Here is a 14,235-nt window from a genome sequence, read left to right as displayed (position 1 = left end):
CATTTGACCCGGTTCTTTCATGATAAACGCGGTCGAATGTGGGAGCGGGCTTGCTCGCGAAGAGGCCGGTCCAGACACCACATACCTACCCCGCAATAAAACTCACGCGCACCTTCAACCCCGCGTGTTCACCATCATGCAAACTGATCTGCGCCAGGTGTGCGCGACAGATTTCCCCGACAATCGCCAAGCCCAACCCCGACCCCGCCACCTGCTGGTTACGCCGATAAAAGCGTTCGAACACCCGATCCCGCTCATCAACCGGAATCCCTGGCCCATCGTCCTCGACTTCCAACACCGCTGGTGCCGAAACCCGCAGAATCACATTGCCGCCCGGTGGTGTGTGGGCCAGCGCGTTGTCCACCAGATTGCTCAACAGTTCATTCAACAGCGTCGGCTCACCGCGCAGCCACACCGGCTCGTCCGCTTCCAGCGCCAGGGCCACGCCGCGTGCGTGGGCCAGCGGCGCCATGGCCATGCCCAGTTCCCGGGCCAACTGGCTCAGATCCAGCAACTGCGCTCCGCCTTCGGCAATGGCCCGAGCGCCGTTTTCGACGCGGGCCAGCGACAGCAATTGATTGGCCAGATGGGTCAGGCGGTCCGTGCCTTGGGCGGCGGTTTCCAGGGTGTTGCGCCAGGTGTCGGGTTCGCTTGAACGCAGGCCCAGTTCGAGTCGCGCCTTGAGCGCGGCCAGCGGTGTGCGCAGTTCATGCGCGGCATCGGCGATGAATTGCGCCTGACGCTCGAATTGCTCGCGCAAACGCTCGGTAAAGTGATTGAGCGCGCGCACCAGTGGCCACAACTCATGCTGCACTTCCACCAGCGGCAACGGCCGCAGATCGTCTGATTGGCGCTCTTCCACCGCCGTGCGCAAACGCTCCAGCGGGCGCAACGCCGCACTGACCGCAAACCACACCAGCAACAACGCCCCCACCGCCAGCATGCCCAGGCGCAGTAATGTATCAGCCGCCAGGCTGCGGGCCATGCTGACTCGCGCTTCATCGGTTTCCGCCACGCGGATTTCCGCCATGCCGTTCATGTTCGGCTCGCTCACGGGCTTGAGCAGGCTCACCACGCGTACATTTTGCCCCTGATATTTGGCATTGTAGAAACGCGCCAGCGCCGGATAGTCATCGGTGCGCGGCGTGCCTGGCGGCGGTGGCGGGAGGTTTTCGTAACCGGAAATCAGCTTTTGGTTGATGTCGTTGACCAGGTAAAAAATCCGCCCCGCGCTGTCGTAGGCAAACGTATCGAGGGCCACGTAAGGCACGTCGGCACTCAGCGTGCCGTCGCGCTGAGAGACACCTGCTGCGATGGTCCGCGCCGAGGCCAGCAAGGTGCGGTCGTAAGCGGTGTCGGCGGCTTCACGACCGTTCCAGTACGCGCTCAAACCACTGGCCAGCATCAACACCACCAACAACAGCGCGAGGTTCCACAGCAACCGCCAGCGCAGGCTGCTGGGCTTATGCATCGCGGCTTTCCAGCAAGTAGCCGAGACCGCGAAACGTCACGATGGCGACCGGTTGGCCGTCGAGTTTCTTGCGCAGACGATGGACGTAGATCTCGATGGCATCGGGACTGGCTTCTTCGTCCAGGCCGAACACCTGTGAAGCCAGTTGCTCCTTGCTCATCACCCGACCGGGACGGGCAATCAATGCTTCGAGCACGGCCTGCTCGCGGGAGGTCAGGGTCAGCAATTCTTCGCCAAGGGTGAAGCGCCGCGTGTCCAGATCGTAAGACAGCACACCGCAGGTCTGCTGGCGTTCACCACCGAGCACACTGCGGCGAAGCAAGGCTTTGACCCGTGCTTCGAGTTCGGTCAGTTCGAACGGTTTGGCCAGGTAGTCGTCGGCCCCGAGGTTCAGGCCGTGGACCCGATCCTTGACGTCGCTGCGGGCGGTCAGCATCAGCACCGGCAGGTTCTTGCCCCGGGCCCGCAGGCGCGCCAGTACTTCGAAACCATCCATGCGCGGCAGGCCGACGTCGAGGATCGCCATGGCGTATTCCTCGCTGCTCAACGCCAGGTCGGCCGCCACGCCGTCGTGCAGCACATCCACGGTCAGCCCGGTGCTCTTGAGTGCCTGGGCGACACTTTCGGCGAGCTGCAGATGGTCTTCGACGAGCAGAACACGCATGGATCTTTACCTCATTCAGGGATGTTCGACGCCATTCTTTGGCGCGGAGTTTACAGCCGCATCCGCCGCTGTGAAGCCCGAAAACCATGAAAGCCTGCTGAAAGGTTAGTGAAAGGTTCGCCCGTTAGAGTCGGCCCACGGATGGTTTCGTCTGCAAGCCATCGAATCGTGCTTTGAAATGTAGCTCCCGAAAAACGCCTTGATGCGTTTTCGCCAAATAAGAACAATAACGAGGTACTGCACCATGCTGTCCACACAGCTTCAGGCTTGCCCGCCGCACCCTTCCCCCCGATTTTCATCGTTTACGCTCGCCAGCGCCGAAGCCGGGCGCACAGCGCAAAACCGACGCATCTGAAACATCCCCAAAAACAATAACTCCCGTGGAGACACCATGAACCGATCACTGCGCCGTTTCGCCCTTGCCGCCAGCTGTGTGCTGTTTGCCGGCCACCTGATGGCCGAACCCAAACGCCCGGAATGCATCGCCCCGGCCTCGCCGGGCGGTGGTTTCGACCTGACCTGCAAACTGGTGCAGAGCGCGCTGGTCAACGAGAAACTGCTGAGCAAACCAATGCGCGTGACCTACATGCCCGGCGGTGTCGGCGCTGTGGCGTACAACGCAGTAGTGGCACAGCGTCCGGCCGACGCTGGTACGTTGGTGGCCTGGTCCAGCGGTTCGCTGCTGAACCTGGCGCAGGGCAAGTTCGGGCGTTTCGATGAATCCAACGTTCGTTGGCTGGCCGCCGTAGGTACAAGCTACGGCGCGATCGCGGTGAAAAGCGATTCGCCCTACAAGAACCTCGACGACCTCGTTCAAGCGCTGAAGAAAGACCCGAGCAAAGTGGTGATCGGTTCCGGCGGCACCGTCGGCAGCCAGGACTGGATGCAAACCGCACTGATCGCCAAAGCCGCCGGGATCAACCCGCGCGACTTGCGCTACGTCGCCCTCGAAGGCGGCGGTGAAATCGCCACCGCCCTGCTTGGCGGCCACATCCAGGTCGGCAGCACCGACATCTCCGACTCCATGCCGCACATCCTCAGCGGCGACATGCGCCTGCTCGCCGTGTTCTCGGAGAAGCGCCTCGACGAGCCGGAAATGAAAGACATTCCGACCGCCAAGGAGCAAGGCTACGACATCGTCTGGCCGGTGGTTCGCGGTTTCTACCTCGGGCCAAAAGTCAGCGATGAAGACTACGCCTGGTGGAAAGACGCCTTCGACAAACTGCTGGCTTCCGACGACTTCGCCAAGCTGCGCGATCAGCGTGAACTGTTCCCGTTCGCCATGACCGGCCCGGAGCTGGACACCTATGTGAAGAAGCAGGTCGCGGACTACAAAGTGCTGGCCAAAGAGTTCGGCCTGATTCAGTGATCGTCTTTGTCTAGCGGCTGCGGCCCCGTTCTACCGGGGCCGTGGCACAGGAGTTCCCCATGCTCTTACAACGCATTTTTGCTTCAGTGCTGTTGCTGGCCTGTATCGGCCTGGCACTGATGGCCTGGCCGTATCAGGCCGCTTTTTCCTACGAACCTGTGGGGCCTCGGGCCTTTCCGCTGTTGATGCTCGGCCTGATGGGCCTTGGCCTGCTGTACATGGTGTTTCGCCCGACGCCGATCATCCACAGTGATGACGACCCGAAACTGGACCGCGAAACCCTGACCAAAATCGGCATTTGTGTGGTGCTGTTGCTGATGTTCGCCGGGACTTTCGAACCCCTTGGTTTCATCGTCGCCAGCATTCTGATCGGAGTCCCCATGGCTCGCCTGTATGGCGGTCGCTGGCTGCCCAGTGCAGTGATTATCAGCGTGATGGCCGTCGGTCTTTATCTGCTGTTCGACAAAGTGATGGACGTGCCACTGCCGCTGGGCGTGCTCGACGTTCTGGAGAACTGATATGGATACTCTTGGCTATTTGGGTCAGGGCTTCGGCGTCGCGCTGAGCCCGTACAACCTGGTGACCGCGCTCTGCGGCACCTTGATTGGCACCGTGGTCGGCCTGTTGCCAGGCCTGGGTCCGATCAACGGCGTGGCGTTGCTGATCCCGATCGCCTTCGCCCTCGGTTTGCCGCCGGAGTCGGCGCTGATTCTGTTGGCGGCGGTGTACCTGGGTTGCGAATACGGCGGCCGGATCAGCTCGATCCTGCTGAACATTCCAGGCGAAGCCTCCACCGTGATGACCACCCTCGACGGTTACCCGATGGCCCGCAAAGGCCTGGCCGGTGTGGCCCTGTCGCTGTCGGCGTGGAGTTCGTTCATCGGTGCCTTCATCGCCACCTGCGGCATGGTGCTGTTCGCCCCGCTGCTGGCGAAGTGGGCGATTGCCTTCGGACCGGCGGAATATTTCGTGCTGATGGTGTTTGCGATTGTCTGTCTCGGCGGCATGGCGGGTGATCGTCCGTTGAAGACGTTTATCGCCGCGCTGATCGGTCTATTCCTGTCGACCGTCGGGATCGACGCCAACAGCGGCGTGTACCGTTTCACCGGGGACAACATCCATTTGACTGACGGTATTCAGTTCGTCGTTCTGGTGCTGGGCCTGTTCTCGATCAGTGAAATCCTGCTACTGCTGGAAAAAACCCATCGTGGCCAGGAAGCGGTGAAAGCCACCGGGCGCATGATGTTCAACTTCAAGGAAGCGTCGTCGGTGTTCGTGGTGAACATCCGCTGCGGTCTGCTGGGCTTCATCATGGGCGTTTTGCCGGGTGCCGGCGCTACGCTCGCCAGCGCCGTGGCTTACATGACCGAGAAACGTATCGCCGGCGCCAAGGGCACATTCGGACAAGGCGATATGCGTGGCCTCGCGGCACCGGAAACCGCCATCGGTGGTGCAGCCTGCGGTGCACTGGTGCCGATGCTGACCCTGGGCGTTCCGGGTTCGGGCACCACGGCGGTGATGATCGGCGCGCTTTCGCTGTACAACATCACGCCCGGTCCGTTGCTGTTCCAACAACAGCCTGACATCGTCTGGGGCCTGATCGCTTCGTTGTTCGTCGCCAACATCATGCTGGTGATCCTCAACATTCCGATGATCCGCATCTTCACCCGCATTCTGGCCGTGCCGAACTGGGCGCTGGTGCCGGTGATCGCGATCATTACCGGGATCGGGGTCTACGCGGTGCACGCCACCACGTTCGACCTGTTCCTGATGATCGGTATCGGCATCTTCGGTTACATCCTGCGCAAGCTGGACTTCCCGTTGTCGCCGGTGCTGCTGGGCTTCATCCTCGGCGGTTTGATGGAGCAGAATTTGCGGCGCGCCCTGTCGATTTCCAACGGTGCGCTGGAAATCCTCTGGTCGAGCCCGATTACCTTCGGTGTGTGGGTGCTGACCGCGATCATGCTGCTGATGCCGCTGCTGCGGATCTGGCGCAAGCGTTCGGTTGCCCGGCGCGTTATTGCCGATGTCTGATCGAACACCGTTCAACGCCTGGTGGGGCACGCCGCTGGTGGGTGCGCTGGGCGGCTACCTCGCCAGCCAGGTCGGTTGGCCACTGCCGTGGATGGTCGGCTCGTTGCTGGCGATCATCCTTGTGCGCTGCCTGACACCCTGGCAACTGGCGGAAATCCCTGGCGGCCGCAAGTGCGGCCAGTGGATTGTCGGCATCGGTATCGGCCTGCACTTCACCCCGGTGGTGATGGAGCAGGTCCTGAGCCACTTCGGTCTGATCTTCTTCGGTGCGTTGGTCACCAGCCTGTCGGCCGTGGTCGGCGTCTGGTTGATGCGGCGAACCGGTGAAGATCGCGCCACGGCGTTCTTTTCCAGCATGCCGGGCGGCTCCGGGGAGATGGTCAACCTCGGCGCCCGCAACGGTGCGGTGCTCAGTCGCGTGGCGGCGGGGCAAAGTTTGCGGGTGTTGGTGGTGGTGCTGTGCGTGCCGGCAGCGTTCAAGTATTTGCTGGGCAATGGCGCGCCGGTTTTCCATCCGAGCGTCGTCAATTGGTGGTGGCTGGCGCTGCTATTCCCGGCAGGTGCATTGGCGGCCTGGCTGTGGGAACGCCTTCGTCAACCCAATCCGTGGCTGTTCGGGCCGTTGCTGGTCAGCGCGGCGGTGAGCATTGGTTGGGATCTGCACGTTGGCTTGCCGAATGGCGGCAGCCAGATCGGCCAATGGCTGATCGGCAGTGGGTTGGGGTGTCACTTCAACCGGCAATTCTTCCGCCGTGCCCCTTCGTTCATGGGGCGGACGTTGATCGGTACAGTGCTGACCATGTTGATTGCCACACTGGCCGCTCTGGGCTTGAGTGCGCTGACCCATCTGGATTTGCGCTCACTGACATTGGGCATGATGCCCGGCGGGATTGCGGAGATGAGCCTGACGGCGGAGACGCTGCAATTGTCGGTGCCGCTGGTGACGGCGATGCAGGTGATGCGGTTGTTGTTTGTGTTGTTTCTGGCGGAGCCGTTGTTCAAGTATTGGAACCGCGATCCAGAGTAAAGACCGAGTTGAATTCATCGCCAGCAGGCTGGCTCCCACAGGTTTTGTAAACACCGCAAAACCAATGTGGGAGCCAGCCTGCTGGCGATGCTTTTTAGACTGGCGGAAGACGCCACTCGATCGGCGTCTCGCCGTTCTGCTCCAGAAACTTGTTGGTCCGGCTGAAGTGCCCGCACCCGAGAAAACCGCGATAGGCGGACAGCGGTGACGGATGCACCGAGGTCAGGACCAAATGCTTGGTGGCATCGATGAGTTTCTGTTTGCTCTGCGCATGGGCGCCCCACAGCATGAACACCAGATGCGGTTGCTGTTCACTGACCACTTGAATGATTCGATCGGTGAAAAACTGCCACCCCTTGTCCTTGTGCGCATTGGCGTTGGCGCGCTCCACGGTCATGGTGGTGTTGAGCATCAGCACGCCCTGCTCGGCCCAACTCTGCAGGTAGCCGTGGCTCGGGATGTCGATGTTCAGGTCGCGCTTCAATTCTTTGTAGATGTTCACCAGCGACGGCGGCGCCGGCACGCCCGGTTGCACCGAGAAGCACAAGCCGTGGGCCTGACCCGGGCCGTGGTACGGGTCCTGGCCGAGGATGACGACCTTGACCTTGTCCAGCGGCGTGGAGTTGAGTGCGTTGAAAATCATCGGGCCCGGCGGATAGATTTCCTTGCCCGCCGCTCGCTCCTCTTGCAGAAAGGCACGCAATTCTGCCATGTAGGGCTGGTCGAACTCGGCACGCAGTGCCTCCTTCCAGCTCGGTTCGAGTTTGATACGGTCGTCAGCAGTCATGGTTACATCCGGCAAAAACAATGGGGCGAACCCTAGGAAAGCCCATCACGCTTGTCAATTGATCTGACGCAGATCCGGCACTTTCCGATATAGCGATCATACTGAACGCTCAAATTCCCGATCGAGGTCACGATGAATCTGCACTTCGAAGAACTCACCGGCACCGACGGCGCCCGTATCGGCATCGCCAGCCTTGATGCCGAAAAGTCGCTCAATGCGCTGTCCTTGCCGATGATCAACGCCCTGCGCGATCAATTGGACGCCTGGGCCAAGGAACCGCAAATCGTCTGCGTGGTGTTGCGCGGCAACGGCAACAAAGCCTTTTGCGCCGGCGGCGAAGTCCGCAGCCTGGTGGAAGCCTGTCGCGCCCATCCCGGCGAGGTGCCGCCATTGGCCGCGCACTTCTTTGCGGCGGAATATCGCCTGGACTTCAATCTGCACACCTACCCGAAACCGTTGATCTGTTGGGGGCATGGTTATGTGCTCGGCGGCGGCATGGGCCTGCTGCAAGGGTCGAGCATTCGCATTGTCACACCGAGCAGCCGATTGGCGATGCCCGAGATCAGCATCGGCCTGTACCCGGACGTCGGGGCCAGTTGGTTCCTGTCGCGACTGCCGGGCAAGCTCGGATTGTTTCTCGGCCTGACCGGCGCGCATATGAATGGTCGTGATGCGATCGATCTGGACCTGGCCGACCGTTTCCTGCTCGATGAACAGCAAGAAGAGCTGATCGAAGGCTTGCTGCAATTGAACTGGCAGGAACAGACATCGATGCAGCTCAACAGCCTGCTCAAGGCTTTGCAGCAGGAAGCCATCGGGCAGATGCCTGAAGCGCAATGGCTGCCGCGACGCGAGCAGATCGACGAGTTGCTGGATGTCAGCGATGTGCGCTGCGCCTGGAAAGCCATCAGCCAGTTGCGCGACAGCACGGATATACTCTTGAGCCGCGCCGCGAAAACCATGAGCGAGGGCTCGCCGCTGACCGCTCATCTGGTGTGGGAACAGATCATCCGCGCGCGGCACATGTCGCTGACTCAGGTTTTCCAGATGGAATACACCATGAGCCTCAATTGCTGCCGTCATCCGGAGTTCAGTGAGGGTGTACGAGCGCGGTTGATCGACAAGGACCAGAAACCTCACTGGCACTGGCCGGACATCAATAATGTGCCGGATGCGGTGGTGGAGGCGCATTTCCAGAAGGTTTGGGAAGGCCGGCATCCCTTGGCGGACCTGTAATTACACAAAAAAAATGTGGGAGCGGGCTTGCTCGCGAAAGCGGTGTGTCAGTCGACATTAATGCTGTCTGACACACCGCCTTCGCGAGCAAGCCCGCTCCCACAGGTATTGCGTTTTAACTAATTGGTTTAACGACGGCCGCCTCGGCCATCGTGATCGCCACGACCATTGTGGTCGCCTCGTCCGCCATGATTGTTGCGCCCATCGTGACCGCGGTTGTCGTTGTTCCAGTTGCCGCGATTACGGCCATCCCAGCCCTGATTCTGGTGAGCCCGGTAGTCGCCTCGTTGCGACTGGTAATAACGCGGAGAAGGTTGATAAACCCGCGGCTGGTAGTAATGCCGCGGTGTTGGCTGGTAATACCGCGCAGGCGGTGCGTAGTACCGGCGAGGTTGCGTGTAGTAACCCCCGCCACCTGAGTAGTAAGGCCCGCCGCCAGAGTAATAGGCTGGCGCTGGCGAGGTATAGACCTCGGAACTGTAGTAGCTGGCTCCTCCATCGGAATAGGGCACGCACGCACCAAGAGACAATCCCAACACAGCAATCAGAAGAATTCGAGAGAGCATGGCGGCCTCCTGGACCGCGAGTGAGCCACACCAGCGACGCTGGCAGGCGACAGTCAATTATTCGGTGGCTGTCGACAGATCAGACATCGATTTCGAAATCTGGTGCGTTCCCGAAACACATTGAAACAAGTCGCCGATGAAAGGTTTTTCATCTATTCACGCGCTGATTAGTGGTGGCCACCCCGGTATCCACCGCCGTAATAACGTGGTGAATGACCGCCCCAATAGTAATAGCGATAACCGCCATAGAAGCGTGGGCCAGAGTAGTAACGCGGGCCGTAATAGTAGGAATAAGGCGAATAGCCGGGATAGTAATAAGGCGCGGGATACGCAACGTCGTAACCCCCGGCGTAGTAATAACAACCGGACAATCCGAGCCCCAGCGCAGCGGCAAACAACAGTCGACGAAACATGGCGGCCTCCTGAAAGACCCGCAGCCGGTACAGGCCGACTGACACCCGTTTTGACTTTTAAAATCCGACCAAGTGCGCAGCCAGGACAACCTTCGGATCAATGGCCATCACGTCCCATTGCGGTGCGTCGGCGCACCATCACAAGGCAATGACGCGGTTGCCGGCCTCAGCGTCAAACGAGCAATCCCCCACGCTAGAGCGTTCCAGCCGACTTGGCACGGCTCTCGCTTTAGTAAAAGCGTGCAGGAGTCATCACAGGTTCGCGGCACCACAATTTGCAAATGGCTGACTAGGGTTCCGGCTCGCCAAGGCGAGTGGCTGGTCCGAGAGTTAGCGACCTCCAGTTGAGGTTACACGGCGGGATAAAAGCCCGGGAGACAAGCCACCGTTCGCGGTGCCGCGTTGACTCCTGCCCGCCCTTGATCAACTGGAGAACCACCCATGCTCAAGCTTCGTTTACCCGCCCTGCTCGCCGCTGCTTTCGCCGCCCTCGTGAGCGTCTCGTCCCAAGCCGCCCAGAAAGACCACTTCAGCGTCTGCTGGACCATTTACGCCGGCTGGATGCCCTGGGAATACGCTGGCAGCCAAGGCATCGTCGACAAATGGGCGAAGAAGTACGGCATCAAGATTGATGTGGTGCAGCTCAATGACTACGTCGAATCCATCAACCAATACACCGCCGGCCAGTTCGATGGCTGCACCATGACCAACATGGATGCGCTGACCATTCCCGCTGCCGGTGGCGTCGACAGCACCGCGCTGATCGTCAGCGACTTCTCCAACGGCAACGACGGCATCGTCCTCAAGGGCGACGGCAAGAAAGTCACCGACCTCAAGGGCATGGACGTCAATCTGGTGGAGCTGTCGGTTTCCCACTACTTGCTGGCACGGGCGCTGGATTCGGTCGATCTCACCGAAAAAGACCTGAAAGTGGTCAACACCTCCGACGCCGACATCTCGGCCGCCTTCAACACCGATCAAGTCAATGCCGTCACCACCTGGAATCCGATGCTCTCGGACATCAAGGCCAAACCGGGCGTGACCGAAGTGTTCAACTCCAGCCAGATCCCCGGCGAAATCATGGACATGATGGTGGTCAACAGCGCCACCCTCAAAGACAACCCGGCGTTGGGCAAGGCACTGACTGGCGCGTGGTTTGAAGTGGTCGAGTTGATGAACGCGAAAAACGCCGCCAGCAAAGTCGCACTCGAACACATGGCCAAGGCCTCGGGCACCGACCTGGCCGGCTTCCAGGCGCAACTCGACACCACCAAGCTATTTGCTACTCCGCAGGAGGCGCTGGCGTTTTCCACCAGCAAGCAACTGCCGGAGACCATGCGCAAGGTCGCCGAGTTCTCGTTCCAGCACGGCTTGCTCGGTGAAGGCGCCAAAGACACCAGCGCGGTCGGCATGGCCTTCGCCAACGGCGTGACCAGCGGCGACAAGAGCAACCTCAAGCTGCGCTTCGACCCGAGCTACGTGCAGATGGCTGCCGACGCCAAGCTGTAACAGGAGGACGTGGCCATGCGCCTGATCAATCGCCACCCGGATCGCCCGAGTCGCCTGCTGTTGGTGATCCTGCCGTTCGCCCTGGTGCTGTTCGCCTACTTCATGGGCTCGGCCGAGCGGCTGATGGAAAACCCCAACGACAAGCTGTTGCCGAGCGCCGTGCAGATGACCGACGCGGTGAAACGCCTGGCCTTCACTGCCGACACCCGCACCGGTGAATACGTACTGTGGCAAGACACCGCGTCCAGCCTGCGCCGACTCGCCATCGGCCTCGCTATCAGCGCGTTGGCCGGGCTGTGCCTGGGCATCGCCGCCGGCACCTTGCCGCTGTTTGGCGCACCGTTGTCGCCGTTGCTGACGGTGCTGTCGATGGTGCCGCCACTGGCGATCTTGCCAATTCTGTTCATCGTTTTCGGGCTGGGGGAATTGTCGAAAGTGATGCTGATCGTGATCGGCATCACCCCGTGCCTGGCCCGTGATCTGGAACAACGCGCTCGGGAAATTCCGGTCGAGCTGCTGATCAAGGCGCAAACCCTCGGCGCGTCGACCTGGACGTTGATGCTGCGGGTGGTGCTGCCGCAATTGCTGCCGCGCCTGCTGATCTCGCTGCGGTTGATGCTCGGCTCGGCGTGGTTGTTCCTGATTGCCGCTGAAGCCATCGCGTCCACCGACGGTCTCGGCTATCGGATCTTCCTGGTGCGCCGTTACCTGGCGATGGACGTGATCCTGCCGTACGTGGTCTGGATCACCCTGCTCGCCTGGCTGATGGATTGGGGCCTGAAGCGCCTGACCCAGCGTGCTTTTCCTTGGTATGAAGGAGCCCGCGCATGAGCTTCATCACGGTGAAAAACGTCTGGCAGCAATACGCTGATCAGGTGGTGCTCGAAGGGTTGAACCTGAACGTCAACGAGGGTGAGTTCTGCACCTTGGTCGGCGCTTCCGGTTGCGGCAAATCGACCTTCCTGCGCTTGCTGCTGGGTCAGGAAAAAGCCAGTCGCGGCGAGATTCTGTTGGACGGCCAGGCCTTGGCCGGTGAACCCGATTCAAGCCGTGGCGTGGTGTTCCAGCGCTATTCGGTGTTCCCGCATCTGACGGTGCTGGACAACGTCGCCCTTGGCCTCGAACTGCCACGTTCGCCACTGCTCGGGCGCTTGTTCGGCAGTGCAAAAAAAGAGGCTCGCGAACAGGCTTCAGTGCTGCTGCACAAAGTCGGCCTCGGCCACTCGCTGGACAAGTACCCGGCGCAGCTTTCCGGCGGCATGCAACAACGGCTGGCCATCGCCCAGGCGCTGATCATGAAACCTCGGGTGTTGCTACTCGACGAGCCCTTCGGCGCGCTCGATCCGGGCATCCGCAAGGACATGCACGGCTTGTTGCTGGAGCTGTGGCGCGAGACGCAACTGACGGTGTTCATGGTCACGCATGACCTGTCCGAAGGCTTCAGCCTCGGCACGCGCCTGCTGGTGTTCGACAAGGTTCGCGTCGACCCGCACGCCCCCGGCGCCTATGGCGCACGCATCACTTACGACATCCCTTTGAACAGCGACCGCCGCACCACCCGTGCCGCCGTCGACGCCTTGCCGGCTCAGCTGGCGGGCACGCTTCGCATCGCTTGAGAGGATTTTGCCCATGACTGATTCGACCCAACTGTTCCCGCCCTTCGCCGAAGAAATGCTCCCCGGCGGCGGCCATCGTTCCTTCGTGTTGAAACGCGGCCAATTGCTGCGCCTGACCGACCTGCGCGGCGGTGCCAACGTTAGCTTGACGCTGCTGAACGCCAACGAAAAAACCGAACGCCTGAACCTGCCCGACAGCCTCAAATGCCAACACACGGCCAAGCTCACCGCTGGCCATTGCCTGTACTCGGACATGGGCCGCGTACTGGCCGCCATCACCGCCGACACCTGCGGCTGGAGCGACAGCCTCGGCGGTGTGCTCTGCGCTGAAGAAGTCGCGGAAAAATACGGCGCGGGCCGCTATCAGGAACTGCGCAATGGCTTCTTCCGCAACGGCACCGACAACCTGCTGGTGGAACTGGGCAAGTGGGGTTTGGGCCTGTCGGATTTGCTGATGACGCTCAACCTGTTCAGCCGAGTGAACGTCGATGAGGCCGGACGTTTTCACTTTGTCGAAGGTAACTCCAGGGCGGGCGATTACATCGAGCTCTACGCACCAATGGACACGCTGGTGGTGCTCACCGCGCTGCAGCATCCGATGGACCCGTCGCCGGAATACGCCCCCAAACCGCTGAAGCTCAGCTGGATGAACGCCGACGCCAGCGTCGCCGAACACTGCCGCACTTCGCGCCCGGAAAACGAGCGCGGCTTCATCAACACCGACCGTTTGTTCGCTTGAGGATCGCTGCCATGTCACTCGCCATCGCCACCACTCAACAGCAGCCAGAAAACGCGGTGTACCGCGCCACCATCCCCGCCGGCGAACCCTGGCTGATGGAGGTCAAGGCCGGCCAGACCCTGCGCATCCTCGACCTTGAAGGCAATCAGGCGGTCGATACGCTGTTCTACAGCGTCGCCAATCCAAAGGAACGCTACGACGTGCAACGCACGCTGCGCCGGCAGAACAGCGTCTACCTGAGCACCGGCAGCGTGCTCTATTCCAACCTTGGCAAACCGATGCTGACCATCGTCGCCGACACCTGCGGCCGCCACGACACTCTCGGCGGCGCCTGCGCGCAAGAGAGCAACACCGTGCGTTACGCGCTGGAGAAACGCTACATGCACAGCTGCCGCGACAACTACCTGCGCGCCTGCGTCCACGACGGGCGCCTGGGTAAAGGCGACATTGGGCCGAACATCAACTTCTTCATGAACGTGCCGGTCACGGCGGATGGCGGGCTGACGTTTGAAGACGGGATTTCCGCACCGGGCAAGTACGTCGACCTGCGGGCCGAGATGGACGTGATCGTGCTGATCTCCAACTGCCCGCAACTGAACAACCCGTGCAACGCCTACAACCCTACTCCTGCGGAGCTGCTGGTATGGAACTGACATTAGCGCGGTGGCGCAGATGGTTGTTCACCCTGTGCCAGGCCCGTTCCGGCCAGTGCCTCAAAAAGTAAGAACATCACTAAACACTGTGGGAGCGAGCCTGCTCGCGATGGCGTCAGCATATTCACCATTAATGTCGACTGTTACATCG

Annotated in this window: 15 protein-coding genes and 1 riboswitch; of the genes, 10 read left to right on the top strand and 5 right to left on the bottom strand. The window is 61.0% G+C overall.

Annotated features, from left to right (window positions below):
- Positions 1-85: 85 nt before the first annotated feature.
- Complete coding sequence (locus tag ACA057_RS07055) at positions 86-1,471, bottom strand: sensor histidine kinase (RefSeq protein ID WP_497346999.1); 1,386 nt, start codon at positions 1,469-1,471, stop codon at positions 86-88.
- Positions 1,464-2,135: a response regulator gene (locus ACA057_RS07050; RefSeq protein ID WP_059406685.1), complete on the bottom strand. Its 672-nt coding sequence runs from the start codon at positions 2,133-2,135 to the stop codon at positions 1,464-1,466. The genes ACA057_RS07055 and ACA057_RS07050 overlap by 8 nt, the downstream gene beginning before the upstream one ends.
- 391 nt (positions 2,136-2,526) lie before the next feature.
- On the opposite strand from ACA057_RS07050, the gene ACA057_RS07045 reads away from it, so the two are divergent.
- The 4 genes from ACA057_RS07045 to ACA057_RS07030 are packed head-to-tail and all read left to right on the top strand — an operon-like array spanning position 2,527 to position 6,565.
- Positions 2,527-3,504 (top strand): Bug family tripartite tricarboxylate transporter substrate binding protein, encoded by a 978-nt coding sequence (locus ACA057_RS07045; protein ID WP_497346997.1) that lies wholly within the window; start codon positions 2,527-2,529, stop codon positions 3,502-3,504.
- Between the two features lie 59 nt (positions 3,505-3,563).
- Positions 3,564-4,022, top strand: coding sequence for a tripartite tricarboxylate transporter TctB family protein (locus tag ACA057_RS07040; RefSeq protein WP_064679264.1), 459 nt, complete (start codon positions 3,564-3,566; stop codon positions 4,020-4,022).
- 1 nt (position 4,023) lies between these two features.
- Complete coding sequence (locus ACA057_RS07035; protein ID WP_497346995.1) at positions 4,024-5,538, top strand: tripartite tricarboxylate transporter permease; 1,515 nt, start codon at positions 4,024-4,026, stop codon at positions 5,536-5,538.
- The gene (locus ACA057_RS07030; RefSeq protein WP_497346993.1) at positions 5,531-6,565 is read left to right on the top strand and encodes an AbrB family transcriptional regulator; all 1,035 of its coding nucleotides are present in this window, start codon (positions 5,531-5,533) and stop codon (positions 6,563-6,565) included. The genes ACA057_RS07035 and ACA057_RS07030 overlap by 8 nt, the downstream gene beginning before the upstream one ends.
- 94 nt (positions 6,566-6,659) lie before the next feature.
- Here the strand turns inward: ACA057_RS07030 and ung are convergent, their stop codons facing one another.
- The gene (gene ung / locus ACA057_RS07025) at positions 6,660-7,352 is read right to left on the bottom strand and encodes a uracil-DNA glycosylase (protein WP_059406690.1); all 693 of its coding nucleotides are present in this window, start codon (positions 7,350-7,352) and stop codon (positions 6,660-6,662) included.
- Between the two features lie 132 nt (positions 7,353-7,484).
- Here ung and dspII point away from each other — a divergent pair, with 132 nt between their 5' ends.
- Positions 7,485-8,588 (top strand): enoyl-CoA hydratase/isomerase DspII, encoded by a 1,104-nt coding sequence (gene dspII / locus ACA057_RS07020; RefSeq protein WP_497346991.1) that lies wholly within the window; start codon positions 7,485-7,487, stop codon positions 8,586-8,588.
- Positions 8,589-8,716: 128 nt separating this feature from the next.
- Here the strand turns inward: dspII and ACA057_RS07015 are convergent, their stop codons facing one another.
- Positions 8,717-9,154 carry a hypothetical protein gene (locus ACA057_RS07015; RefSeq protein ID WP_497346989.1) on the bottom strand — a complete coding sequence of 146 codons (438 nt, stop codon included), beginning with the start codon at positions 9,152-9,154 and terminating at the stop codon, positions 8,717-8,719.
- Positions 9,155-9,321: 167 nt separating this feature from the next.
- Positions 9,322-9,567, bottom strand: a complete 246-nt coding sequence (locus tag ACA057_RS07010) for a hypothetical protein (RefSeq protein WP_497346987.1) — start codon at positions 9,565-9,567, stop codon at positions 9,322-9,324.
- A 278-nt stretch (positions 9,568-9,845) separates the two neighbouring features.
- A riboswitch (guanidine-I (ykkC/yxkD leader) is annotated at positions 9,846-9,946 on the top strand.
- A gap of 62 nt (positions 9,947-10,008) precedes the next feature.
- On the opposite strand from ACA057_RS07010, the gene ACA057_RS07005 reads away from it, so the two are divergent.
- The 5 genes from ACA057_RS07005 to ACA057_RS06985 are packed head-to-tail and all read left to right on the top strand — an operon-like array spanning position 10,009 to position 14,084.
- Entirely contained in the window at positions 10,009-11,076 is a 1,068-nt protein-coding gene (locus ACA057_RS07005) for a putative urea ABC transporter substrate-binding protein (protein ID WP_497346985.1), read from the top strand.
- A 15-nt stretch (positions 11,077-11,091) separates the two neighbouring features.
- A complete protein-coding gene (locus ACA057_RS07000; RefSeq protein WP_497346983.1) occupies positions 11,092-11,907 on the top strand; it encodes an ABC transporter permease in 816 nt (271 codons plus the stop codon).
- On the top strand, positions 11,904-12,692 hold the full coding sequence (locus ACA057_RS06995; RefSeq protein WP_497346981.1) for an ABC transporter ATP-binding protein: 789 nt from the start codon (positions 11,904-11,906) through the stop codon (positions 12,690-12,692). The genes ACA057_RS07000 and ACA057_RS06995 overlap by 4 nt, the downstream gene beginning before the upstream one ends.
- A 13-nt stretch (positions 12,693-12,705) precedes the next feature.
- Positions 12,706-13,431, top strand: coding sequence for an urea amidolyase associated protein UAAP1 (locus ACA057_RS06990; protein ID WP_497346979.1), 726 nt, complete (start codon positions 12,706-12,708; stop codon positions 13,429-13,431).
- 11 nt (positions 13,432-13,442) lie between these two features.
- The gene (locus tag ACA057_RS06985) at positions 13,443-14,084 is read left to right on the top strand and encodes an urea amidolyase associated protein UAAP2 (protein ID WP_497346977.1); all 642 of its coding nucleotides are present in this window, start codon (positions 13,443-13,445) and stop codon (positions 14,082-14,084) included.
- Positions 14,085-14,235: the final 151 nt, after the last annotated feature.

It is taken from the genome of Pseudomonas sp. LBUM1661 (genome assembly GCF_059695925.1).
The sequence above is the reverse complement of the archived record's forward strand: the minus strand, read 5'-3'. Positions and strand labels throughout refer to the sequence as shown.

What these genes read in the sequence shown, in the direction of transcription:
- ACA057_RS06995 (WP_497346981.1), top strand. Translation starts at nt 11,904, where the DNA reads ATGAGCTTCATCACGGTGAAAAACGTCTGGCAGCAATACGCTGATCAG.
- ACA057_RS06985 (WP_497346977.1), top strand. Translation starts at nt 13,443, where the DNA reads ATGTCACTCGCCATCGCCACCACTCAACAGCAGCCAGAAAACGCGGTG.
- ACA057_RS07055 (WP_497346999.1), bottom strand. Translation starts at nt 1,471, where the DNA reads ATGCATAAGCCCAGCAGCCTGCGCTGGCGGTTGCTGTGGAACCTCGCG.
- ACA057_RS06990 (WP_497346979.1), top strand. Translation starts at nt 12,706, where the DNA reads ATGACTGATTCGACCCAACTGTTCCCGCCCTTCGCCGAAGAAATGCTC.
- ACA057_RS07050 (WP_059406685.1), bottom strand. Translation starts at nt 2,135, where the DNA reads ATGCGTGTTCTGCTCGTCGAAGACCATCTGCAGCTCGCCGAAAGTGTC.
- ACA057_RS07000 (WP_497346983.1), top strand. Translation starts at nt 11,092, where the DNA reads ATGCGCCTGATCAATCGCCACCCGGATCGCCCGAGTCGCCTGCTGTTG.
- ACA057_RS07005 (WP_497346985.1), top strand. Translation starts at nt 10,009, where the DNA reads ATGCTCAAGCTTCGTTTACCCGCCCTGCTCGCCGCTGCTTTCGCCGCC.
- dspII (WP_497346991.1), top strand. Translation starts at nt 7,485, where the DNA reads ATGAATCTGCACTTCGAAGAACTCACCGGCACCGACGGCGCCCGTATC.
- ACA057_RS07045 (WP_497346997.1), top strand. Translation starts at nt 2,527, where the DNA reads ATGAACCGATCACTGCGCCGTTTCGCCCTTGCCGCCAGCTGTGTGCTG.
- ACA057_RS07040 (WP_064679264.1), top strand. Translation starts at nt 3,564, where the DNA reads ATGCTCTTACAACGCATTTTTGCTTCAGTGCTGTTGCTGGCCTGTATC.
- ung (WP_059406690.1), bottom strand. Translation starts at nt 7,352, where the DNA reads ATGACTGCTGACGACCGTATCAAACTCGAACCGAGCTGGAAGGAGGCA.
- ACA057_RS07030 (WP_497346993.1), top strand. Translation starts at nt 5,531, where the DNA reads ATGTCTGATCGAACACCGTTCAACGCCTGGTGGGGCACGCCGCTGGTG.
- ACA057_RS07015 (WP_497346989.1), bottom strand. Translation starts at nt 9,154, where the DNA reads ATGCTCTCTCGAATTCTTCTGATTGCTGTGTTGGGATTGTCTCTTGGT.
- ACA057_RS07035 (WP_497346995.1), top strand. Translation starts at nt 4,024, where the DNA reads ATGGATACTCTTGGCTATTTGGGTCAGGGCTTCGGCGTCGCGCTGAGC.
- ACA057_RS07010 (WP_497346987.1), bottom strand. Translation starts at nt 9,567, where the DNA reads ATGTTTCGTCGACTGTTGTTTGCCGCTGCGCTGGGGCTCGGATTGTCC.